The 22,752-nt window shown below is 49.1% G+C and carries 21 protein-coding genes and 2 riboswitches; of the genes, 10 read left to right on the top strand and 11 right to left on the bottom strand.

Features of this window, described 5'->3' with window-relative positions; translation table 11 throughout:
- Positions 1–68: 68 nt before the first annotated feature.
- The 4 genes from fba to rpoE all read right to left on the bottom strand — a co-directional run bounded on the left by fba (position 69) and on the right by rpoE (position 4,100).
- The gene (fba, locus tag BFJ94_RS19795) at positions 69–923 is read right to left on the bottom strand and encodes a class II fructose-1,6-bisphosphate aldolase (RefSeq protein WP_120464196.1); all 855 of its coding nucleotides are present in this window, start codon (positions 921–923) and stop codon (positions 69–71) included.
- A gap of 201 nt (positions 924–1,124) precedes the next feature.
- Positions 1,125–1,502 carry a response regulator gene (locus BFJ94_RS19790; protein WP_120464195.1) on the bottom strand — a complete coding sequence of 126 codons (378 nt, stop codon included), beginning with the start codon at positions 1,500–1,502 and terminating at the stop codon, positions 1,125–1,127.
- A gap of 175 nt (positions 1,503–1,677) precedes the next feature.
- The gene (pyrG, locus tag BFJ94_RS19785; RefSeq protein WP_120464194.1) at positions 1,678–3,279 is read right to left on the bottom strand and encodes a CTP synthase; all 1,602 of its coding nucleotides are present in this window, start codon (positions 3,277–3,279) and stop codon (positions 1,678–1,680) included.
- A gap of 260 nt (positions 3,280–3,539) precedes the next feature.
- Positions 3,540–4,100 (bottom strand): DNA-directed RNA polymerase subunit delta, encoded by a 561-nt coding sequence (rpoE, locus tag BFJ94_RS19780; protein WP_120464193.1) that lies wholly within the window; start codon positions 4,098–4,100, stop codon positions 3,540–3,542.
- Positions 4,101–4,540: 440 nt separating this feature from the next.
- Between rpoE and BFJ94_RS19775 the strand changes: the two genes are divergently transcribed.
- A complete protein-coding gene (locus tag BFJ94_RS19775) occupies positions 4,541–5,689 on the top strand; it encodes a S8 family peptidase (protein WP_120464192.1) in 1,149 nt (382 codons plus the stop codon).
- A 70-nt stretch (positions 5,690–5,759) separates the two neighbouring features.
- On the opposite strand, the gene argS is transcribed toward BFJ94_RS19775, so the two are convergent.
- From argS to speE, 4 genes are all read right to left on the bottom strand, one after another.
- Entirely contained in the window at positions 5,760–7,439 is a 1,680-nt protein-coding gene (gene argS / locus BFJ94_RS19770) for an arginine--tRNA ligase (protein WP_120464191.1), read from the bottom strand.
- Between the two features lies 1 nt (position 7,440).
- Positions 7,441–7,860 (bottom strand): YwiB family protein, encoded by a 420-nt coding sequence (locus tag BFJ94_RS19765; protein WP_120464190.1) that lies wholly within the window; start codon positions 7,858–7,860, stop codon positions 7,441–7,443.
- Positions 7,861–8,180: 320 nt separating this feature from the next.
- Complete coding sequence (gene speB / locus BFJ94_RS19760; RefSeq protein ID WP_120464189.1) at positions 8,181–9,050, bottom strand: agmatinase; 870 nt, start codon at positions 9,048–9,050, stop codon at positions 8,181–8,183.
- A 12-nt stretch (positions 9,051–9,062) separates the two neighbouring features.
- Positions 9,063–9,890, bottom strand: a complete 828-nt coding sequence (gene speE / locus BFJ94_RS19755; RefSeq protein ID WP_120464188.1) for a polyamine aminopropyltransferase — start codon at positions 9,888–9,890, stop codon at positions 9,063–9,065.
- Positions 9,891–10,208: 318 nt separating this feature from the next.
- Here speE and BFJ94_RS19750 point away from each other — a divergent pair, with 318 nt between their 5' ends.
- The 3 genes from BFJ94_RS19750 to BFJ94_RS19740 all read left to right on the top strand — a co-directional run bounded on the left by BFJ94_RS19750 (position 10,209) and on the right by BFJ94_RS19740 (position 15,146).
- Complete coding sequence (locus BFJ94_RS19750) at positions 10,209–12,284, top strand: transglycosylase domain-containing protein (protein WP_229717181.1); 2,076 nt, start codon at positions 10,209–10,211, stop codon at positions 12,282–12,284.
- Positions 12,285–12,490: 206 nt separating this feature from the next.
- The gene (locus BFJ94_RS19745) at positions 12,491–12,865 is read left to right on the top strand and encodes an ArsR/SmtB family transcription factor (RefSeq protein ID WP_120464186.1); all 375 of its coding nucleotides are present in this window, start codon (positions 12,491–12,493) and stop codon (positions 12,863–12,865) included.
- The gene (locus BFJ94_RS19740; RefSeq protein WP_120464185.1) at positions 12,858–15,146 is read left to right on the top strand and encodes a heavy metal translocating P-type ATPase; all 2,289 of its coding nucleotides are present in this window, start codon (positions 12,858–12,860) and stop codon (positions 15,144–15,146) included. The genes BFJ94_RS19745 and BFJ94_RS19740 overlap by 8 nt, the downstream gene beginning before the upstream one ends.
- A gap of 98 nt (positions 15,147–15,244) precedes the next feature.
- Here BFJ94_RS19740 and BFJ94_RS19735 read toward each other — a convergent pair whose 3' ends face one another.
- Positions 15,245–15,757 carry a YwhD family protein gene (locus tag BFJ94_RS19735; protein WP_120464184.1) on the bottom strand — a complete coding sequence of 171 codons (513 nt, stop codon included), beginning with the start codon at positions 15,755–15,757 and terminating at the stop codon, positions 15,245–15,247.
- Positions 15,758–15,928: 171 nt separating this feature from the next.
- Here BFJ94_RS19735 and BFJ94_RS19730 point away from each other — a divergent pair, with 171 nt between their 5' ends.
- From BFJ94_RS19730 to BFJ94_RS19705, 6 genes are all read left to right on the top strand, one after another.
- Positions 15,929–17,929, top strand: coding sequence for a M1 family metallopeptidase (locus BFJ94_RS19730; protein WP_120464183.1), 2,001 nt, complete (start codon positions 15,929–15,931; stop codon positions 17,927–17,929).
- A 79-nt stretch (positions 17,930–18,008) separates the two neighbouring features.
- A complete protein-coding gene (locus tag BFJ94_RS19725) occupies positions 18,009–18,842 on the top strand; it encodes a hypothetical protein (RefSeq protein ID WP_120464182.1) in 834 nt (277 codons plus the stop codon).
- A gap of 220 nt (positions 18,843–19,062) precedes the next feature.
- Positions 19,063–19,198: riboswitch (cyclic di-AMP (ydaO/yuaA leader) on the top strand.
- 2 nt (positions 19,199–19,200) lie between these two features.
- The gene (locus BFJ94_RS19720) at positions 19,201–19,692 is read left to right on the top strand and encodes a C40 family peptidase (protein WP_120464181.1); all 492 of its coding nucleotides are present in this window, start codon (positions 19,201–19,203) and stop codon (positions 19,690–19,692) included.
- A 230-nt stretch (positions 19,693–19,922) separates the two neighbouring features.
- Positions 19,923–20,057, top strand: a riboswitch (cyclic di-AMP (ydaO/yuaA leader).
- Between the two features lie 3 nt (positions 20,058–20,060).
- Complete coding sequence (locus tag BFJ94_RS19715) at positions 20,061–20,528, top strand: C40 family peptidase (RefSeq protein ID WP_120464180.1); 468 nt, start codon at positions 20,061–20,063, stop codon at positions 20,526–20,528.
- A 249-nt stretch (positions 20,529–20,777) separates the two neighbouring features.
- Positions 20,778–21,296 carry a GNAT family N-acetyltransferase gene (locus tag BFJ94_RS19710; RefSeq protein ID WP_120464179.1) on the top strand — a complete coding sequence of 173 codons (519 nt, stop codon included), beginning with the start codon at positions 20,778–20,780 and terminating at the stop codon, positions 21,294–21,296.
- A gap of 141 nt (positions 21,297–21,437) precedes the next feature.
- A complete protein-coding gene (locus BFJ94_RS19705; RefSeq protein WP_120464178.1) occupies positions 21,438–21,794 on the top strand; it encodes a c-type cytochrome in 357 nt (118 codons plus the stop codon).
- A gap of 111 nt (positions 21,795–21,905) precedes the next feature.
- On the opposite strand, the gene BFJ94_RS19700 is transcribed toward BFJ94_RS19705, so the two are convergent.
- A complete protein-coding gene (locus tag BFJ94_RS19700) occupies positions 21,906–22,205 on the bottom strand; it encodes a 4a-hydroxytetrahydrobiopterin dehydratase (RefSeq protein WP_120464177.1) in 300 nt (99 codons plus the stop codon).
- Between the two features lie 195 nt (positions 22,206–22,400).
- On the bottom strand, positions 22,401–22,694 hold the full coding sequence (locus tag BFJ94_RS19695) for a hypothetical protein (protein ID WP_120465328.1): 294 nt from the start codon (positions 22,692–22,694) through the stop codon (positions 22,401–22,403).
- Positions 22,695–22,752: the final 58 nt, after the last annotated feature.

Below are 22,752 nucleotides of genomic sequence, written 5' to 3'. Positions count from 1 at the left end.
TTGTAAACAAAAGGCTATCTATAATTACAGCAATTACAGTGCCGAAGCTGCTCTATTTAGAGCGAAAGTTACGCTTTGTTGCTAGAACCGAATTCACGGATCTTGCCAACCACCGTAGCTTTGATTTCGTCACGGCCTGGAACCATATATTTACGAGGATCGTATACGTCCGGTTTTGCAGCCAGAACTTCACGAACCTTCTTCGTGAAGGAAATTTGGTTCTCAGTATTTACATTGATCTTCGAAGTACCGAGAGAGATTGCTCTTTGGATATCATGTGTAGGAATGCCTGTACCGCCATGAAGAACGAGCGGAAGCTTCACTGCATCACGGATTTCTTCCATTTCCTTGAAGCCAAGGTTAGGCTCGCCATGGTAAGGTCCATGCACAGAACCAAGAGCAGGAGCAAGAGTATCGATGCCTGCTTCATTAACGATACGAATGCACTCTTGAGTGTCCGCATATTGGATGCCGCCGATCACGTCATCCTCTTGTCCGCCAACTGTACCTACTTCAGCTTCGACAGACACGCCTTTAGCATGAGCATATTCTACTACTTTCTTCGTCATAGCGATGTTCTCGTCAATTGGATGATGGGAACCGTCGATCATAACGGAAGTAAAGCCAGCATCGATGGCTTCTTTACATTTATCAAAGCTGGAACCATGGTCCAGATGGATCGCAACTGGAACCGTAATTTTCATGTCATGAATAAGGCCTTCTACCATCTTAACAACGGTATAGAAGCCGCTCATATGACGAGCTGCACCTTCGGATACACCCAGAATTACCGGAGATTTCTCTTCTTCGGCAGCAGCGAGAATTCCTTGAGTCCACTCGAGGTTGTTGATGTTAAATTGACCTACCGCATACTTACCCTCAAGCGCTTTGTTCAACATGTCAGTCATTGATACTAATGGCATGGTTTCAATCCTCCTAAGGATGTTGGATTATCTAGATTTCTAGCCGACATTCACACATGCTTTATTATACCACATCGGGGCAAAAATACTATTCATGCTTTTGTGTATAAAATACGGAAATAATCATGTAAATAATGGTGTAGTTGGACGGAATAGCAGAAGGAACCCCGCTCCAGTCTCCCCCGAGGTTCCTTCCGATTCCTAAAGGACGGCTCCGCCCTTCAGGTGCATATTCACTGCCGTACGAATCTCATCGATGTCAAAAGGTTTGGTGAAGTGCATTAGTGCGCCGAGCTCAGTCGCTTCCTTGATCATGTCGAGTTCGCCATAGGCCGTCATCATGATCACCTTGATCTCAGGGTTAGCCTCCTTGATATGCTTCAGAATCTCAAGTCCGTCCATTCCCGGAATCTTCATGTCTAGCAGAACCAGGTCTGGCGACTCAGCACGTACAATCTCCAAGGCTATTTTGCCATTTGGTGCTTGAAACGTCGTGTATCCCTCACTGCTGAAGACTTCCATCAGCAAGATGCGGATACCATTCTGATCATCAACAATCAATACCTTCTTATCATCCACAAAACAGACCTCCTACGATCCACCCATTTCGTTCTGTTTGGCTATATTCGCTTCAAATATGAATTTCCCTTCTAAATTGGAAAAAAGATACTATAAAAATCATCGGTTGCGAATTTTGGCCAGGTGGATCGTATGGAATCAATGGGTTAAACCGGGTTAAACAAAGGTAAAACGATTAAGATAAATGTTTAATGGCAGCCTTCACGAATTCACGGAACAACGGCTGCGGACGATTCGGACGGGAAGTGAATTCCGGATGGAATTGCACGGCCAGGAACCAAGGATGGCTTGGAAGCTCCACAATCTCAACCAGTCTGCCGTCCGGAGAAGTACCGGAAATTCTAAGCCCCGCTTCTTCAAGCGTTTCACGATAAGCATTATTGAATTCATAGCGATGGCGATGTCTCTCATAGACAAGCTCATCATCATAGCATTGCATAGCCAGGGAGCCCTCCTGTAATTTACATGGGTACAATCCCAAGCGCATCGTACCGCCCAGATCCTCGATATCCTTCTGTTCTGGAAGCAGGTCGATTACCGGGAATTCGGTGGACGGATTGATCTCAGAGCTGTTAGCTCCTTCAAATCCAGCAAGCGCACGGGCATATTCGATCACAGCTACCTGCATACCCAGGCAAATTCCGAAGAACGGAATATTGTTCTCACGCGCATAACGGATCGTTGTAATCTTGCCCTCGATCCCCCGGTCGCCGAATCCGCCCGGTACGAGAATACCGCCTACGCCCTTCAGCATTTCGGCTACATTATCCGCAGTAACCTCTTCCGCATTGACCCAACGGACTGATACATCAGCGTTCGCATCAAATCCGGCATGGGAGAGGGATTCTACAACGCTCAAATAAGCATCATGCAGGGCAACATATTTCCCTACGATCGCAATTTCTACCTTCTTCTCCAGCTTGCTGATGCGGTCAACTAGCTTCTCCCATTCGCTCATATCTGGAGCAGGGGTGGTCAGCTTCAAATGATTGACTACGATCTCATCCAGGCCCTCTTCGCGCAAGTTCAAAGGCACTTCGTACAAGGTATCAGCATCGCGGCATTCAACAACCGCACTCGGATCAATATCGCAGAACAGAGCGATCTTCGCCTTCATATCCTCGGACAGTTCATGCTCTGTGCGGCAGACGATGACATTCGGCTGAATCCCGATGCTGCGCAATTCTTTGACACTATGCTGGGTCGGCTTGGTCTTGACTTCACCAGCTGCCTTAATATAAGGGATCAGTGTAACATGGATATACATTACATTCTCACGGCCAATTTCGCTCTTGATCTGACGGATAGCTTCCAGGAATGGCAAGCTCTCGATATCGCCAACGGTTCCCCCGATTTCGGTAATGACTACGTCCGAGCCAGCTTCACGGCCGGCGCGGAACACCCGTTCCTTGATCTCATTCGTGATATGCGGGATAACCTGTACAGTGCCGCCCAAATACTCGCCGCGGCGTTCCTTGCCAATAACAGAGGAATAAATCTTACCTGTCGTTACATTGCTGTTCTTCGACAGGTTAATATCAATAAACCGTTCATAATGGCCTAAATCAAGGTCCGTCTCGGCGCCGTCATCAGTAACGAATACCTCGCCATGCTGATAAGGGCTCATTGTTCCCGGGTCCACATTGATATATGGATCAAATTTCTGAATCGTTACTTTCAATCCTCTGTTCTTGAGCAGTCTTCCCAGCGATGCAGCCGTAATCCCTTTCCCTAAAGAAGAAACGACCCCACCTGTCACGAAAATATATTTTGTCACAGTCCAAAAACCTCCTAAATTTGTAAATCATTACTGTCAATCTCTGGCGACTATAGATCAATATAGCGTAACCCATTCAGCTTAAAAACATAGCCAAATGGGCATAAAAAAACAAAAAAGTGACACCCGAACAAAGTCGGGGCACTTTTATATAAAATACATTATTTAATGGTTGAATCATAAGCCCATGCAATAGTTTACTCGTTACCTTAGCCCCTGTCAAGTAAAGGAGATAGGTAAAATATTTGAAGTTTTCTCTCTTAGTCCTCTTCGCTAAATTCCTCTTCCTCCAACTCATCTTCTGCCAGATCTTCGTCTTCTTCCTCCAGATCTTCTTCGTCCAGAAGCGAGTCGTCTTCTACACCCTCGACTTCTTCATCGTCTTCGTCGTCATCCGCGAACAGATCATCCTCAGAATCCTCGTCGACTGCGTCAAAATCCTCGCCATCTTCAGGGGTATATCCTTCCTCTTCCTCTTCAACAAAATCATCTAGATCATCATCTTCATCATTAATAATACGCGGACGTTTCCCGCTGGAGACGGCATCCTCGGATTTCTCAAGCGGATACCAGCGCTTCAGGCCCCACAGATTGGTGCCGACACAAGCGAAACGGCCGTCAATATTAATCTCCGTGTACAGTTGTGCGATGACATCGCCGATCTCTTCCTCAGACATTCCACGAATCTTGGCAACCTCTTTCATCAGGTCACGATAATAATACGGCGTATTAGCCGCCTTCAGAACCATAAAGGCCAGGTCCACCATAGGGATCTCTTGTGCCTTCTCCGGGTCAATTTTCAAATTGAGCGAATTACTCACGTTACGGACACATCCTCTCACGCAAAGTTCACAAAAAATCGAGCTCAAAATATCGATTTCTTACTCTAACTTATCCATATCACAAAATAGTAAACCTTATTTAAAGTCAAATTGCAAGTTTTAAAATGTGTTTAAAAAGTGACCATCGGCATAAAAAAGAGGCGGAGGTTATCCCCCCGCCAGCTGACTGTATCCGTTCGAAAAGGAGATCCCTATCCCCTCCCCGATGGCCCTGAAGGCCGCAGAGGGCCTTCGCTTTATCCTATGGTACTGATCGCAGCATTGACACGACGCGCCTGAGCCTAAGTTAGAAAATAGTCCTTCATCGGCTCGTTTTTTTTGCAACTGCCCATTTCCATGAAACAGGGCCCCTTCCCCATTCGAGTCCTGAGGCGCCATCATAATATACTGCAACACGCTTCGTCAGGAGGGGCTAACCAATGGACTACTCCAAATTCCTGCGTTATCTGAGCGAGCACGTAGACACCTCCGGAACTAGCGGACGGTATATCCTCCGCTTCGCCAACAGGTTTCAATATAAAGAATGCTTACGCCAGCTGCAGGGTTACAAACGCCAATTTCCGGCCTTGCGGAGAGTACGCATCTCTCCGTTGCTTCAGGCTTTTTTCTGCCCTTTATCCCAAATTAACGGAAGCGTCGACACGAGATTCGGTTTTACGCTAGAAGAAGATTCCCGAATTCGCGTTCATTCCACTTCCTCGGGCAAAGAGAAGAGACAGCCCCAACCATGGGGAGTGAAGCGCATCGGCGCGCAAGATGCCTGGTCCGTCTCCACTGGTAATCAAATCCGTATCGGCGTCATTGATACAGGTGCCGACTATAGTCATCCCGACCTCAGATATAGCCTGGGCAGAGGGATCAATCTGCTTAACCGGGGGATGCTCCCCTATGACGACAATGGCCACGGCACCCATATTGCCGGCACGATCGCTGCCTCTGGGGGCTCCAGAGGGATGATGGGCGTAGCCCCCCGTTCTATCGTCTATCCCGTCAAAGCATTCGATCACAATGGCTCCGCCTATGTCTCCGACATCATTCTCGGGATCGACTGGTGCATCAGAAACCGCATGCACATTATTAACATGAGCTTCGGGATGAAGAACAAGAGCCAATCCCTGCAGAATATCATCAGCAAAGCCCACGCGGCAGGGATTATCGTCGTGGCCTCCTCAGGAAACGACAAAAAGAGCCGTAATATTGATTACCCGGCGCGATATCCGAACACCATTTCCGTCGGAGCTACCGGAAAGGATGGACGCATCGCTTCCTTCAGCAATTACGGCCCTTATATCGACATCTATGCTCCCGGTGAGAAGATCACCTCTTGTTGGCTAGGCGGAGGCTATCATGAGATGAACGGCACATCGATGGCTACTTCCCATGTCAGCGGCGCTGTCGCGCTGCTGCTGGCCGCCCGTCCCGGTATGAAGCTAGCAGAGATCAAGCGGAAGCTGCGCCGCGCTGCTCGTCCCGTAGCAGCCCACACAGCGAGATCGAAGCCCACAGCCGGAGAGCTGAATGCATCACGATTGTTCCGCACCAGGAGTCGCGGCAAGACTACTTCATAATGATCTTGCGGCAACACATAATAAAACGGCGATGCTGACCTCCACTCAAGTCAACATCGCCTTCTATATGTTACATCCGTTCTGGAGCGGACACTCCGATCAAGCGAAGCACATTAGCCAGTGTAGTCCGCACGGCTCCGAGCAAGGCCATCCGGGCTGCGGTCTGCTCGCGATCCTCGGTGATCACGCGCTCTGCTCTATAATAGCTGTGAAGCAGCGCCGCCAGTTCGTATACATAACGAACGAGACGATGAGGAGCGAAATTATCGGCAGCGATGGCGATCTCCTCGGGAAGTTCACCGACCTTGCGCAGCAGATCATATTCATGCTCCGCTGTCAGCTTGCTCAAATCGACATTCTCCGGCCGTGGGAGTTCTATCCCCTGTTCCTCAGCCTGACGGAAGATGCTGCAAATCCGCGCATGCGCATACTGCACATAATAGACCGGGTTCTCGTTCGAAGTGGAGATAGCCAGGTCCATATCAAAATCCAAATGGGAGTCCATGCTGCGCATCGTGAAGAAATAGCGAATCGCGTCCACACCGACCTCATCCATCAAGTCGACCATCGTTACCGCCTTACCGGTACGCTTGGACATCTTCACTTTCTCGCCATCCTGGAACAGGCTGACCATTTGCGCGATCAGCACCGTCAGTTTCTCAGGATCTTTACCCAGCGCCTGCATCGCCGCTTTGACCCGCGGGATATAGCCATGGTGATCCGCCCCCCAAATATTGATCATCCGGTCATAGCCGCGATCATATTTATTGCGGTGATAAGCGATATCTGGAGTCAGATAAGTATAGGTTCCATCATTCTTAACGAGCACGCGATCCTTATCATCGCCATATGGCGTCGTCTTCAGCCAGGTTGCTCCATCCTGCTCATAGGTCATCCCTTTGGAACGAAGCTCACTTAATGCGGCCTCAACCTGTCCATCAGCATAGAGGGATGTCTCACTGAACCATTCATCGAAGCTGACCCGGAAGCGTCCCAAATCACGCTTGATCTTGTCCAACTCTTTATTTAGTCCAAATTTACGCAGGAACTGCTCACGTTCCTCTGGAGTCATCGACATCAATGCCTCGCCTTGTTCGGCAACCAGCTCTTTAGCGAAGCCTTTAATATCTTCGCCATAATAGCCGTCCTCCGGCATCTCCGCAGCCTGTCCCAGCTCCTGCAGGTATCTCGCTTCGATCGATTTGCAAAGATTGACAACCTGATTGCCTGCATCGTTAATATAGTATTCGCGCGTTACTTGATAGCCGGCGTAATCAAGCACATTACAGAGCGCATCGCCTACGGCTGCACCGCGGGCATGTCCAAGATGCAGGCTGCCCGTCGGGTTAGCGCTGACGAATTCGACCTGAACCTTCTGTCCTGCCCCTTTATCCGTGCGGCCATAATTCTCGCCCTGACGGCAGACCTGCTCGATAATCGGGAACAGATAGCTCTTGCTCAGTGTGAAATTGATAAAGCCGGGACCCGCGATCTCCGCCTTCACCACCCCTGCCCTAGCATGATCCAAATGCTCGATAATCGCTTCGGCGATTTGACGCGGATTGCGCTTGGCAATACGGGTTAATTGCATGGCCGCATTCGTTGCCAAGTCCCCATGTGCCTTATCCTTCGGCACCTCCAGCACAATCGCTGGTATTTCCTCGCGCGCCGCCAGACCCGAGGCCACGACCGCCTCCAGTATCGCTTCTTTTAAAGTTTGATTGACCTGTTCCAATGGATTAAGTGTCATCTTACGCTTCCTCCTGAATAAGTAGACTAATATTAAAATTCCCGGATAGCTCATCGTGAACATATAGATCGTATTCCCAGACCACTTGCCCGAAAGCACCTGCAAGCCGGGATTCCAACCGATGCGTTACCGTGGAAAGATGGAATTTCGTGAAAGGCGAGAAATAGAACCCGGGTAGCTTATGTCCAGAACGGAAGGTCTGCTCGGACTCGACCTCTCCATGACGCATAATCTTGATCTCATCCCCCGAGATTTTAACAAGAGCACGAGTAGTTCCGCCTGTCGGCCCCTTCTCCGCTTCTTCATATCGAATATAGATAACGTCGCCGCGAACCAAGACCTCACCAGCAAGCTCCTGAATGGTCTCCTCCTGCCCCTGGCGACTCTTGATCACAATTCTGGCTCCGCTCTTATCGGTCATAACACAAATCTCCATTCTATATATTACATTGTTTCTCACTGTACTACTATATCCAGTTCATCCCCGCAATTCAATCAGCACCGGCAATATTTCGGCAGCATCATCCTGCCTGAATTAACAAGAATATGGGAGGGAGTAGGATTGAAACTAGGTACATCCGCCCCACCCAACAGGCTCGAAAACCGCAATAATGCTTCAAATAGTTGCAGATTGCTGCTGCTCAAATTGCAACGAAACTAGGTTTGGAACAAAAAAAGAGAAACCCACCAGGGGCTTCCCTCCCGGCAGGTTCCATTATACGTCATAAGTCGCGCAGCCAATTATTTTACAAAACCGAGCAGCATTTCACGGATTAGCTTGGCTGCCACAATTGGCGTCTGTTCAGTCGGATCATAGATCGGTGCTACCTCGACCAGATCACAGCCGACTACTTGAACATCAGAGCCAGCGATCATATGGACCGCCTCCAGCAGCTCGCGAGAAGTGATGCCACCTGCCTCAGCCGTTCCCGTCCCTGGTGCACATGAAGGATCGAGCACATCGATGTCGATCGTTACATAGACCGGACGGTGTCCCAGCTTAGGGAGAGCGCCCTTAAGCGGAGCGGCTACGTCGAATGGATAGAAATTGGTATGCTCGCGTCCGAACAGGAATTCCTCCTTCGAACCGGAGCGAATGCCGAATTGATATACATTCTCCCCGCCCATCAGCGCTGCCGCCTTGCGGATTGGAGTCGAATGCGAGAGCACCTCGCCTTCATACTGTTCGCGCAGATCAGCATGGGCATCGATATGAATCAAGGCCAAATCGGGGTACTTCTCATACATCGCCTGAATGACCGGCCAAGTAACAAGATGCTCCCCGCCGAGACCGACCGGGAATTTGTCATCGGCCAGCAGACCGCGCACATACTCCCCGATAACCTCTAGACTGCGGGATGCATTCCCGAAGGGCAGCAGCAAATCTCCGGCATCGAAATAAGCCAGATCCAGAATGCTCTTGTCCAGATAAGGGCTGTATTCCTCCAAGCCGACGGAGGCTTCGCGAATACGGGCTGGGCCGAACCGGGAGCCCGGACGGAAGCTGACCGTATAATCCATCGGCATCCCATAAATGACCGCTTTGGACGCGGCGTAATCATCTGAACTGCAAATAAACACGTTACCAGAATAAGCTTGATCTAATCTCATGTTCGGCTCCCCCTATTTTACAAGATCCTCTACGAATTTAGGCAGCACGAACGCAGCCTTATGCAGACGCGGCGTGTAGTATTTCGTATCGATCTTAGGAATTTTCGTCTCATCTACTTGCAGCGGATCATAGGTTTTACTGCCTATCGTAAAGGTCCATAGGCCGCTCGGATAGGTCGGAATATTAGCTCCGTACACGCGAACGATCGGGAAGATCTCCTTCACATCCCGGTTCACCTGCTGAATCAGATCTGCCTTGAACCAAGGATTGTCCGTCTGCGCCACGAAGATACCATCTTCCTTCAACGCCTCATAGATTCCTTGATAGAATCCACGCTCGAACAATTGCACGGCCGGGCCTACCGGCTCTGTGGAATCCACCATAATCACATCATATTTATTCTTGCTCTCAACGATATGCATGTATCCGTCGTTAACTTGCACCTCAACCCGCGGGTTGTCCAGTTCTCCGGCAATCTCCGGCAAGAATTTCTTCGAATATTCAATAACTTTGCCATCGATATCTACGAGGACAGCCTTCTCCACCTCCGGGTGCTTCAGCACCTCGCGGATCACGCCGCCGTCACCGCCCCCTACTACCAGTACACGCTTCGGATTCGGATGCGTGAAGAGTGCCGGATGAGCGACCATCTCATGATAAACAAACTCATCCTTAACTGTTGTCATGACCATCCCGTCCAGCACGAGCATACGCCCGAACTCTTCGGTATCGATAATCGACAAATCCTGAAAATCCGTCTTCTCTGTCACTAATGTTTCCTTAATTTTTGCGGTAATGCCAAAGACGGGAGTTTGTTTCTCCGTAAACCACAATTCCATCGTACATCATTCCTTCCAACAGAATAGTTGTTTAGCCGCCATATTACACCCACGAGCGGATTTTCGGGGGCCTCTAGATTCACTTCTCGACTACTCGCAAAGTTTCACTTCCTAATATATTGCACCAAACATAAGAATGATTATATTAAATCAAAGTGAAATTGCAACAGTTTTCCCGCAGTAAAAAATATGTACTACACCCCTACAGCCCTCGCCCATGAATATCTCCCCCAAACTTTCCCATACTAAGGATGTATGAATTCATGTTCAAATCATCAGACTCTTCTTAACATAAGAGCAGGAGGGAGGCGTACAGTCGTGCAAAGGCTCGTACGCAGCGGAAATCGGCGTAAACCACGTCACAAAAAAAGATGGATACTCAAGCTCACGCTATTCACCGGACTGATCGGCGTGATTTCTGTCGGTGTCCTATGGCTATATCTTTACCAATCTGATCTCCCGCTCTCCTATTCTGAACAGAGCTCTGAGATCTACAGCCGAAACGGCGAGACGATCGCCGTCTTCTCGGATGCAGGACGTAACCGTTCGACCGTCAAGCTGTCGGAGATTTCACCCTGGCTGATCCGGGCTACGCTCGCTACCGAGGACCGACAATTCTATAACCATATTGGATTTGATATTAGAGGAATGGCGAGAGCCTTATTTATTAATTTAAAAGAGATGGAGAAGGTTCAGGGGGCCAGCACATTGACACAGCAGCTCGCCCGCAATCTGTACCTGTCCCATGAACGCACCTGGTCGCGTAAAGTGAAAGAAGCTATGTACACCGCACAATTAGAAATGAAGTACAGCAAGCAGGAAATTCTGCAAATGTATCTGAACGAAATCTATTACGGTCATGGGGCTTATGGGATCGAGGCCGCTGCACAAATGTACTTCGGCAAGCCTGCCAAGGATCTCGATCTGGCGGAGAGCGCTATTCTGGCTGGGGTTCCGAAGGGACCCACCTATTACTCGCCCTATAATCATATGAAAAATGCCAAGGATCGGCAGAAAATAGTGCTCTCCGCGATGGTATCCACCGGTGAAATCTCGCAGCAGGAGGCCGATAAAGCCTATGATGAGCTGCTGTCTTTTCAGACCCGGCAGGAGCGGACCACCCTGAGCATCGCCCCTTATTTCCGCGATTATGTGCGGAGCGTGATCGTCAATGAACTGGGCTTCGACGAGAGCGTTCTGGAGCATGGTGGACTTAGAATATATACGACCCTTGACCTGGAGGCCCAACAAGCAGCAGAGGCTGCGGTTAAATCCGAGCTGGGCAATTCCGCAGATCTGGAAGCTGCCCTAATCTCCATCGATCCGCGAAATGGCCAGATCAGAGCGCTCGTCGGCGGGGCGAATTACACTCGGAGCCAATACAACCATGTATTCGCGACAACCAGACAGCCCGGATCGAGCTTCAAGCCAATTATGTATCTATCGGCACTGGCCTCTCAGAAAATGACGAGCGCCAGCCAGTTCAACAGTCAGCCGACCCTATTCCATTATGATGATAATCGTAAAACCTACAGTCCCAAAAATTTCGGCAGCAAGTATTTGGGCGAGATCGATATGCGCCAGGCTATCGCCGCATCCGACAATATATATGCCGTCAACACGATCCTCAAGGTCGGCGCAGATCAAGTGATCGAGCTAGCGCGGAAAATGGGCATTACCAGCCCTTTACAGGCGGTTCCTTCCCTGGCGCTCGGCACTTCGCCCATCAGTCCGTTCGAGATGGCTACCGCGTTCGCTGTGATCGGCAACCAGGGCAAGAGCGTTAAACCAGTCGCTGTATTGAAAATAACCGATGAAGACGGCAAAGTGCTATACGAGGCTCCCGATCCCAAAGAAGAGCAGATCGTAGAGCCTGCAGCTGCCTACGTACTCACCCAATTGATGGAGAGTGTGTTCGAGACAGGCGGGACCGGCAACCGGGTATCTGCGGATATTAAACGGCCTGTCGCCGGGAAGACAGGTACGACCAGCACGGATGCCTGGCTCGTCGGCTTCACGCCCGAGCTATCTACAGCGGTCTGGGTAGGCTATGACAAGGGCAAGACACTTGGCACCGCCGAATCGCGAAAGGCAGCGCCGATCTTCGCTAAATTCACGGAGAAGGCGCTGGAGAAGGTGCCTCCGAAGATCTTCCCGATTCCCGATAGCGTCGTCAGTATCTATATCGATCCCGATACCGGCAAGCTGGCCACCGCCGATTGTCCCGACAGGAAGCTGGAGGTCTTCATTCAGGGAACAGAGCCGCAGGAATTCTGCACCGATCATATCAGTGAAGACCCGACACCAGAACCGATCCCTGTCCAAGAGAAGCCAGAGAGCAAATCGTGGTGGAGACATCTGAAGCGCTGGTGGATGAACTCTGATAAAAGCTGAATTCTCTCGCATTCACATATGCTCAGGCCAGCCAGCTTCATCGGCTGGCCTGCCCTTTTATTCCGCTCACAACCAATAAATTGCCCAAACATTCAAATATTCATTTGAATATTATGAGTGTCGGATGTATACTATATTCAAACAATCAAATAAACGTTTGAATATAAGGCAATAAACGACTACTTATCCACTTTGGAGGGAAAAGAATGACCGATAACATTACCGACGAGACTCAGGAGCATGTTTGTGGAGACCCCAACAGAACGGAGGTGCTGCGGCGAACCCTGAACAATGAAGAAATCGAGGGCATGACGCAGATTTTCAAGGCCTTATCCGATCCCAACCGCATGAAAATCGCTTTCCTGCTGCAGGATCAGGAGCTATGTGTATGTGACATCGCTGTTATTCTAGGAAGCTCTGTCGCTACAGCATCCCATCACCTACGTCAATTAAGGCAGATGAATATCACCAAATCCCGCAAGGATGGCAAGCATGTCTTCTATTCTTTGAAGGACCATCATATCCAGACGCTAATTACGATGACGCTGGAGCACCATAAGGAGAGGAACGATCATGAGTAGAGCTAATGAACGTCAGGAAGCACTCGCTTCTGAGCCAAAAGTCGAATATCGAGTTCAAGGTTTATCCTGTGCCAACTGTGCCCGCGAGATGCAAGACCAAATCCGCAAGCTTGAACATGGGCATGATGCTACTCTGATGTACAATAGCGGACGCCTGGTCATGAGGCCGGGGATTAACCTCAATAAGGTAGAGAAAATTCTGAAGAGTGACGGTGCTTCCCTGATCCATCCGGAAACAAGCAGGGCTGAAGCCGAGGCTTCCAGTGCCTTAGATGCCGGAATAACTGGCAATCCTGGTCATGGACATACCCATTCACATGATCATGACCACGCCGGAGATCATAACCATGGACATAGTCATGATCACGGCCATAGCCACGGACATGACCACAGTCACGGTCACAGCCATGGCGAGAGTCAGCGAGAGAAATGGTTCCTGGGTACTTCGGCAGTTATCTATATTTTGACCTTCGCATTAGGCAGTATTCTACCAAAGAGCGTCCTGGTGGGCATGTACCTGGTCGCCATCGTGCTCAGTGGTTATCCAACCTTCCTGCGCGGACTTCGTAACTTAACGCGCTTTAGATTCAATATGGATACGCTAATGACTGTTGCTCTGGTCGGCGCCGTCATTATCGGTGAGTGGAAGGAAGCGACCCTGGTTGCGATTCTGTTCGGCCTAAATGAAATTCTGGAAGGCTACGGCATGAGCCGAGCGCGCAAATCCATGGAGGCATTGCTGGATGCCGCACCGAAGCAAGCGGTTCTGATTCGCGGAAGTGAAGAGGTCATCGTTCCGATCGCCAGTTTACAGGTCGGTGATGTCGTGCTGGTTCGTCCCGGAGAGAAGATCCCATCTGATGGTACAGTTCTTGAAGGGCATAGCGCTGTGAACGAAGCGGCAATTACAGGTGAATCGATACCTGTATCGAAGAAGCCAGGTGCGAATGTATTCGGCGGCAGCGTGAATAGCGAAGGCTTGTTGAAGATTACGATTACTAAAGCATATGAGGATTCTTCCTTGGCCAAGATCATGCATCTGGTACAGGAAGCTCAAGATACGAAGACACCTACTGAATTATTCATCGATAAATTTGCCAAATACTACACCCCAGCCATTATGATCATCGCTGCACTCGTCGTACTTATTCCTCCATTACTGCTTGGTCAGCCTTGGATGAAATGGGTCTATGAGGGCTTGGCGATCCTGATCGTCGGCTGTCCATGTGCGCTCGTACTCTCGTCTCCAATCGCTCTCGTCAGCGGGATGACAAGAAGCGCCCGGAATGGTGTGCTCGTCAAAGGCGGCGTGCATCTGGAGCAACTCGGTAAGATCAATGCGATCGCCTTCGATAAGACCGGGACTCTAACCGAAGGCCGACCGGCTGTCATCCGTGAAGTCGTATATGAACCGGAACGCTTCCACGCCATCGCTGGCGCCCTTGAGGCCGGATCCCTGCATCCGCTCGCGGAAGCCATCGTGCGCAAAGTAGCTGCTCAAGGCATCGAGAAGGCCAGCCTCCCTTCTGTCACCGGGCTGATTACCCTTCCAGGAGTCGGACTTGCGGCAGACATCGAGGGCGCCCGCTATTGGGCCGGCAGTGAGGAAATACTGGAACAGATCACCATAAGCGAACAGACCCGCAGCCAGGTTCAAGCCGAGCTGAAGGAGCTCAAGCAAGAAGGGCTAACGGTCGTCATCGTCGCTGGACAGAGCCAGGTGCTCGGTATGTTCGGACTTGCCGATCAACTCCGACCGGAGAGTGCTGATGTTATCGCCAAGCTGCACCGCTACGGAATTGAGCACACGGTCATGCTGACTGGAGACCATTCCTTCTCGGCCCGGTCAGTGGCTCAGAGGACGGGTGTCACCGATTGGCATGCCGGGCTGCTGCCTGAGCAGAAGGTACAGCAGGTGAAGGAAATGGCCGGACGCTGGAACGTCGCTATGGTCGGTGACGGCATCAATGACGCGCCAGCATTGGCCGCTGCTCAATTAGGCATCGCCATGGGCAAAGGGACAGATAGCGCGGTAGAGACCGCAGATATCGTGCTGATGCAGGACCATCTCGGCAAATTGCCTAACGCCATTAAGATTGCAAGACAGGCCAGCCAGGTCATTAAATGGAATATCGGCATTTCCCTGACCTTGAAGTTGATCGCTCTCTTGCTGACCATACCGGGATGGCTGACGCTCTGGATCGCCGTTATGTCGGATATGGGAGCTACTATCGTCGTGACTCTGCTGGGACTCACCGTCCTGCTCGGCAAAGACGAATAAGCTAGATCCAAATAGCACCCCATAGAATAGATACTGGCCCGCGCCAACATCTGTCTCTATGGGGTGCTTTATTTTCAAAATATAGAGGTTAGGTACTTCTATGCCTCCAGCTCAGCCTTCAGCTCTTCCGGAGTTTTCTCCCACCACTCGGCATTCGTCTCTACCAGCAATTGCTTAAGCGCAGCCTTATGTTCAGCCGACAGACCGTCCAGAATGACTCTCCGCTTCAAAGCATAGTCCATCTTGTTGACATGGTCGGCAAGAATCTTCCAGCCGCGGCGTGCTTCCTTATCGATGAGCATCTCACAGGCCGTCATCCCGCCATAGAATTGCCCTTCCGCCGTCCGGTCTACCGCCACCCAGACGATCCATACCTGACGTCCATTCGGCACATCCTCCCGATTCGTCGAGAATTTAATGCCCCGCTCTACCTTGCTCTTCGCATGCATGGCTCCGATATCGATATACGTCTCATCTCCATCAATGATGACTGGCGACATACTGTTCAGATCGATGGAACCGGCCCCGAAGCCTTTGTGCTTGCTCTTATCTTCATTGCTAATAATATTCAGGGAGAAAATCTTCTTACCCGTCTTTTGTGATTGATCCATGATATCCTCCAATTCCCCATATTCGTTCATGCTCGGTTATGTCAAAAGCGAACACCGCCGCCAAGATGCAGTAAGAATGGCTTCTTCACTTTAATTTAATTTTAGCTAATAATCTCCCAAATGCAAACATATACATGCTGTAGATGCTTGTCAACGGGAGGTATCCATTGTATGATCCGAAGAATTTTGACCTTTGGCCTTTCTTTCGTAGCCCTATGCCTCATCGCCGGAACAGTCCGGTATTACTATCAACAAACCGCGGTCACCCCGGTCTCCTCCGTCTCGGAAAAGACCAAGCCCGGGCAAATATCCGGAATTGAGCATGCATCCTCCGCGCCGCAAAGCGAGAGCATTCAGCAGCCAACCGCAGAGGTGCTTAGCAACCGGATAACTGAATATCATATCAACGTTAAGCTAGACGAGCAGGAAGGTACGCTGTCAGGATCGGAGACATTAACATGGACGCATCCCGGCAAAAAAGCGGTCAACGAGCTCTACCTTCATTTATATCCGAATGCCTTCGAGTCCAGTGAGACTACATTTATGAAGGAATCAGGGGGCAAGCTGCGCAGTGATGCGATGCCTAAGGATGGCTGGGGAGCTATGGAGTTGACTGAAATTCGGACAACCGATGGTATCTCCCTGCTGCATCGCGTTCAATATATCCAGCCGGATGACGGCAATCCCAAGGACAGAACGCTCGCCAGAGTACGCCTGCCGATCTCTGTTCATAGTGGAGAGACCGTAACCTTGAAGATTAAATTCACGGTGAAGCTACCTAAGGTATTCGCTCGCATGGGTAAAGCCGGTGATTTCGTCATGGCGGGGCAATGGTTCCCCAAGCTGAGCGTGTACGAGCCTGCTGGCACAAGGGGACGAGCCACAGAAGGCTGGAATCTGCATCAATATCACGGCAGCTCGGAATTCTATTCCGACTTCGGTATATATAGCGTCATGATCGATGTGCCGGAGGACTATACGGTCGCCGCTACCGGCTTCCCAACCAAATCCACCCGCGACCAGAATGGACGCAAGCTCGTACATTACTATGCAGACGACGTACATGACTTTGCCTGGGCAGCTTCACCCAATTTCATCTACGCCGAGGAGCCCTTCTCCTCCGACACGGTCCCCGGTGTGAGAATCAAGCTATACCTTGACCCGCTCCATAAAGATTTGAAGGAACGCTATTTCTATGCCGCCAAGGTAGCCCTGGCGAACTTCAGTAAATGGTATGGACGTTATCCTTACTCTACATTATCTATTGTCGTGCCTCCCGCTGACGCAAACGGCGCAGGTGGCATGGAGTATCCGACGCTGGTTACTTCCTTCGGAGCCAAGAGCGATTCGCCTGATTATAATGAGCTGGAGCGCACGATTATTCATGAGATTGCTCACCAATATTTCTACGGCATGATCGCTAGCAATGAATTCGAGGAAGCCTGGCTGGATGAAGGATTCGCCTCTTATGCCGAAGATAAGCTGATGGCGCAGGAATTCACCATTAACCCGCCGCTTCCGGTTCAGGCATCGATCATTACTTCTCCTGCCTCGCTAACCCAGCCCGCCTGGAAATATGGATCTAGCGATGCATATGCACAGAATGCCTATTATAGAGGCAAGCTGGTCCTGATCGATATCGAGAAGCAAGTAGGCGCCAAGACGATGCGGCGGATTATGTACAGCTATAGTTTGAAGTATCGCTTCAAGCATCCCACAACCACAGATTTTCAGCGGGTCGTTGAGCAAGTAACCGGGCGGTCATGGAAGGAATACTTCAATCAATATGTATATAGTGACCAAATGGCCGATTTCTCAGTAGATCGCATTCAGGTCCATCCTGTAGCTTCAAGCGAAGGAGCGGCCTATGAATCAGTCGTCGACATCCATCGCAAAGGGGCTAACTACCCTAAAATCACGATACTACTTACCTTCAAAGACGGTCATTCCTTACGGAAGGACTGGAATGTGGATAACGATACCTTGCAGATTAAGGTCCAATATAAAGCTCCTGTGGATTGGGTACAAATCGATCCCGAGTATACCCTCGCCTTGGAGAATAAGCATATCAACAATTATTTAAAAGCTGAAGTCCAGGAGCCTCTGAGTACCCGTTCCACCCTTACCGTAGTCAAGCTGCTCGAAATCGTACTCGGCTCACTTATATGGTAGATGGCAAGCTCAGCAGAGTTTTTTGAACTACTTCATATATAACAAAACTTTATATAACAAAACTTTGAGGGGGAAAAGTATGATCTATATACGTAGTGGTTGGAGCCTTGTAAAAAAACAGCTTCCCTCTATCATCATTCTGTTTCTGTATCAGCTGCTCTGGGGACTATTTTTATATAGGCTTGTGAATTCGGTAGTGATGGAGGTTCTGGTCAGATACCCGGACCCTCCGCCTAACCCGCTTAGCCAGCCCCTATTCCTGCTGGAGGGGCAATATGAATTGAAGCATGGCGCGGATTTTCGCTTCTATTTATGGTTGCTGCTGGGCATGACGCTGATCCGGCTGCTCATCACGCCCCTGCTTCAAGCGGGTATCCTGTATGGTCTGACGCCAAAAGAAGAACGCAAGAGCGGGCTCCCCCTATTCCGCGGAATGAGGGAATTCTGGAAGCCCGTCTCCATCTTCCTGTTCATTGAGCTAATATTGATCAGTCTTCCTTTATACTGGGTTCTCCCTCATATACAGAGCCTGTTACCATACTTATTGCATTCCGGGGCTATCCAGATATCGATAATCGTTAGAATATCCGCCTATTTGCTCGCGTGGCTTCTCTATTGCTGGTTCATAGACCAGTGCCTTCTGTTCGCACAATTCGGATATCTCTTCAAACGGGGGGTATGGAGCTCTATATTAATAGGCATCCGATATATGCTCCAAGGGGCTGCAATCTCTCTCATTCTCGGCGGGATCGTACTCGCACTGTTCCTTATCTTCGGCTCTGTGTCATGGATCTGGACCGGAATCCTGGCTCTCATCCTGCAGCAAAGCTATCCTTTCATACGGAGTTTCTTCCGAGTTTGGGAAGTAACCTCTCAATTTCAATTATGGGAAATGAAGTCACAGAAAGGTTAAATTTTTTTCACCACTGCAATCCCTTATACGACAAGGCTTCCGCCAAAAACGGGGGCCTTTTTCTGCATTTTTCTCTCTGAATCTTGTGAATTAGGCATTGCCAAAATATACTTATCTTGTTACAATAACAACAGCACAAATTCAGTAACAGTTTTGTAATTATTATTGTCATAATTAGTCAAGTAATAGCAATAGCAAGTGTAATTATAACAATTATTTTATGAAATCATGGCCGAATTCCCTTGAAGGGGAACGGGGGAACCACTTTGGGTGAATTGATCTCGCTAGAGAGGGATCATAGGGGACCTTCAACCGAATCCTTAAGCTAACCTCGTAGGCAATCGGAAGGAGTATTTTCTTGAAAAAGCAGATAACTACATTAGCTCTTGGTGTTGCTTTACTTTTCTCCATCGGAACTGGTAGCGCTTTCGCGGACTCTAAGTTGGAATCTGCTGTTGATGGAGCGTTAGGTACGAAATACGTGTCCGGTGGTACATCGACTTCTGGGTTTGACTGCTCGGGATTTACAATGTACGTATTCTCCAAGATGGGAGTTAAGCTTCCTCACCAATCAAGCTCCCAATACAAGATGGGCGAAGCCGTAGACAAAGACAATCTGATCGCTGGCGACCTGGTGTTCTTCAACACTTCAGGCAAGGGCGTATCCCATGTTGGTGTCTATGTAGGTGATGGCAAGTTCGCACACGCCTCTTCTTCCAAAGGTGTAGTCATTAGCAAATTAAGCGAGAAATATTATGTAGATCGTTACGTGGGAGCTAAGCGTGTAATGAGCTCTGACAAATACGAAGAAGTTACCGAAGATGTTACCGATCACGACGATGTAGAATAATAACGACTGCTGAATCCGCGGCGATTTCAATCGAAATCATAACCGCGGATTTTCTTATTGTCCGAGTGTAGCTAGACCATTATGCCTATTAAGACCTGGTTTTAAACATAGACTTCTCTACCAAATCTTTCGACAAGCTTGTCAAAGCCGGTCAGCTCTGGTAGAATGACCAATGTAATAGTAACAAGTTTGTAATCTTTATTGTAACTATCTTAACTAATGGGTGCAGCAACTTAGAACAGCCGAATTCCTCAGCACCCGGGAAACGGGGGAACCATTCAGGGTGAATTGGCGGCTGATATGCGCCATAGGGAACCTTCAACCGAATCCACAAGCTAACCTCGCAGGCCTTGGAAGGAGTTTACATCTTGAGAAAAACGATCATGGCAGCCGCCGCAAGTTTGGCGATCTTCTTCACAATGCAATCCGGCAGTGCTTTTGCAAGCACCACCTTAACCAGTGTTGTTGACTCCGTGTACGGTACACCTTATAGAACCGGCGGAATCAGTACAAGCGGCTTCGATTGCTCAGGCTTCACTAAGTATGTATATCAGAAAATGGGCGTAAATCTGCCCCGTGTGTCTACAGACCAATTCAAGCAAGGCTCTGCCGTAAGCAAGAGCGAGCTGAAGCCAGGCGATCTCGTCTTCTTTAATACGACGGGCAAAGGCGTCTCTCATGTTGGCATCTACCTTGGCAATGGTGAATTCGCTCATTCATCCTCATCCAAGGGCGTAAGGATCGATAGCCTGAACAACAGCTATTACAAGGCGCGCTATGTCGGCGCCAAACGAGTTCTTAACCAAAACAGCTATTCATTGTATGCACAAGCTTAATCTCCAGCGTTAAACCATTTAACTTTCATTTCATTCATTCATCATCATTTATATTATAGAATATGCAATTGATTCCGGGAGGGGATCAATTGCTTTTTTTATCTCCAATCCCGGAAGCATCCCAAATAAGCAAATTGTTCAAAAATTACCATAACACCTTTACAAGGAAGGAAATTCCCGTTAGAGTGAGTTTAAAAAGGTAAGGTATAGATAGGCATCCGATCACGGAATAAGCAAGGAGGCGTAAATATGGAAAAGTATATTCCAAAATTTCGAATCGTACCTATGGATGAAGACCATGGTGCAGATATCTGTACATGGCGTTACGACTCTCCCTATGATGTATATAGCTGGCTCCCTTGGGAGCAGATGAAAGCGCTTGATGTAGAATTCGGCAATCCTACGCTTCGTGCCGAGCAATACGCCTCCCTATTGGATGAGAACGGCGAGCTCGCTGGCTTCGCTCAATACTTCCCACTCAAAGGAGTCACACGTATTGGAGTCGGGATGCGGCCAGATTTATGCGGTCATGGCTACGGGAAAGCCTTTGTGATCGCCATCGTGGAGGAGGCGCTCCGGCGCAAGCCTGATAATGAAGTGGATCTTGAGGTGCTGACCTGGAATAAGCGGGCCATCCGCGCCTATCAGAAATCCGGCTTCGTGATTACCGACCTGTATGAGAAGATGACGCCCGGCGGTATCTCCAAGCCTTATTATTGCATGGTATTTCGCGGACTCCCTGAGGATAACGGAACGGATAACAGTTAATCTCGTCACTGTCTGTGATAATCTGCATATAATTTCAATAACAAGATAAATTATCATTACTTTTTTTGTCACAAATGCTATGATCAAGTGCAATGTTCCGTTATAATGGAATGGATAGCTTACATAAAGGGGCGATTCGAAGTGCAGAAATGGATCATGAGCGGATTACTCGGCGTGGCTTGCATTATGGCCATCATTTTGATTTTTACCCTGCCTGGTAAAGATGAAGTGGCAAAAGAAGCGAAACCGACCATGCCTGAAGTCACACTCACCGTAGATCAAGCTGAAGCTACGCTTAAGGCGAATTGCATCAGCTGTCACGGCGAACAACTGCAAGGTCAAGTTGGTCCGAATTTACAGAAAATCGGAGCTACCATGTCATCGGATCAGCTCTACGGCATCATCAGGAAAGGCACAGGCCAAATGCCTGCCTTCAAGGATAGGCTCAAGGACGAAGAGATTGCTAACGTAGCCTTATGGCTTGCGGAGCAGAAATAGCCGTATGCAGCAAGAACGCCTGCCAGGGATTCATCCTGGTAGGCGTTCTCTTCTGTTAAAGCGGCTTCATATTTCAGTGCAGACCAGCTTAGCCCGACCCCTCAGTTAACGTCAACCTACAGAGCGGGCTTTCTCAAAAGCTTCGTTATATTGCTGCGCCTCTTTGATGTCAACGGCCGTTATTCCGCCTTCCTCCCATGAAGTTAGCCGAAGCGTCACTGTTTTATGGTCAATGGTGATAAAGGGATGATGATTAAAGGCCTCCGAAATCGCGGCCACCTCATCGACAAAAGCGATTCCCTTCATATAATTAGAGAACATGTATTTACGAACAATCCATCGTCCTTCCTCCAGTTCCCATCCTTCCAATTTCTCCAAATGCGCTTCTATTTCCTGCGGTGTAAACGGCATTATAATTTCTACCTCCCGTTCGTTCTGAGAAAAGTATCCGATTCCATTCTCGCATAATGGTTAATCTATAGAGCAATAAAAAGCATGCTCATCCGCACATGAGATTCATTCTATTGTATTCTTCTATTTTACCGATCATGCTATCCAATATATTAACACATGACTTACTATATAAACATAATCAGGGAATAAGTATTAAATCAATGTAACGAAATCCAATTCTTCCTCACCGATCAGAAAATTGATCCGATGATGTTCCGCATCATACATCACTACCGCGCTGCCCACCGGAATCACCGGCTCCGTCCCGAGGGCAAAGAACAAGTCCTCCGCCAGCGCCTCCTGCACCTCTAGCCGCTCTTCCCCAGACAACGCCTCCCATTCCGCTGCCTCCATTTCAAAGAAAATATAGCTATCTGAAATACGGCCTACCGCCTTCGTGAGATCTGCCAAAATAAATTCATAATCTCTTCCATGCTTCACGCCCACTGTCATTCTTCTCCCTTCATCCTAGCAAATATTCCATCGTAGTCCCATTATACCGGAA

The organism is Paenibacillus aceti (genome assembly GCF_003614185.1).
GTDB lineage: Bacteria > Bacillota > Bacilli > Paenibacillales > Paenibacillaceae > Fontibacillus > Fontibacillus aceti.
This window is presented reverse-complemented; position numbering and strand designations above follow the sequence as displayed.

Bases quoted from the DNA above. Each gene is read 5' to 3' on its own strand.
- fba (WP_120464196.1), bottom strand. From the start codon at position 923: ATGCCATTAGTATCAATGACTGACATGTTGAACAAAGCGCTTGAGGGT.
- BFJ94_RS19775 (WP_120464192.1), top strand. From the start codon at position 4,541: ATGGACTACTCCAAATTCCTGCGTTATCTGAGCGAGCACGTAGACACC.
- argS (WP_120464191.1), bottom strand. From the start codon at position 7,439: ATGACACTTAATCCATTGGAACAGGTCAATCAAACTTTAAAAGAAGCG.
- BFJ94_RS19765 (WP_120464190.1), bottom strand. From the start codon at position 7,860: ATGACCGATAAGAGCGGAGCCAGAATTGTGATCAAGAGTCGCCAGGGG.
- speB (WP_120464189.1), bottom strand. From the start codon at position 9,050: ATGAGATTAGATCAAGCTTATTCTGGTAACGTGTTTATTTGCAGTTCA.
- speE (WP_120464188.1), bottom strand. From the start codon at position 9,890: ATGGAATTGTGGTTTACGGAGAAACAAACTCCCGTCTTTGGCATTACC.
- BFJ94_RS19745 (WP_120464186.1), top strand. From the start codon at position 12,491: ATGACCGATAACATTACCGACGAGACTCAGGAGCATGTTTGTGGAGAC.
- BFJ94_RS19740 (WP_120464185.1), top strand. From the start codon at position 12,858: ATGAGTAGAGCTAATGAACGTCAGGAAGCACTCGCTTCTGAGCCAAAA.
- BFJ94_RS19735 (WP_120464184.1), bottom strand. From the start codon at position 15,757: ATGGATCAATCACAAAAGACGGGTAAGAAGATTTTCTCCCTGAATATT.
- BFJ94_RS19730 (WP_120464183.1), top strand. From the start codon at position 15,929: ATGATCCGAAGAATTTTGACCTTTGGCCTTTCTTTCGTAGCCCTATGC.
- BFJ94_RS19725 (WP_120464182.1), top strand. From the start codon at position 18,009: ATGATCTATATACGTAGTGGTTGGAGCCTTGTAAAAAAACAGCTTCCC.
- BFJ94_RS19710 (WP_120464179.1), top strand. From the start codon at position 20,778: ATGGAAAAGTATATTCCAAAATTTCGAATCGTACCTATGGATGAAGAC.
- BFJ94_RS19700 (WP_120464177.1), bottom strand. From the start codon at position 22,205: ATGCCGTTTACACCGCAGGAAATAGAAGCGCATTTGGAGAAATTGGAA.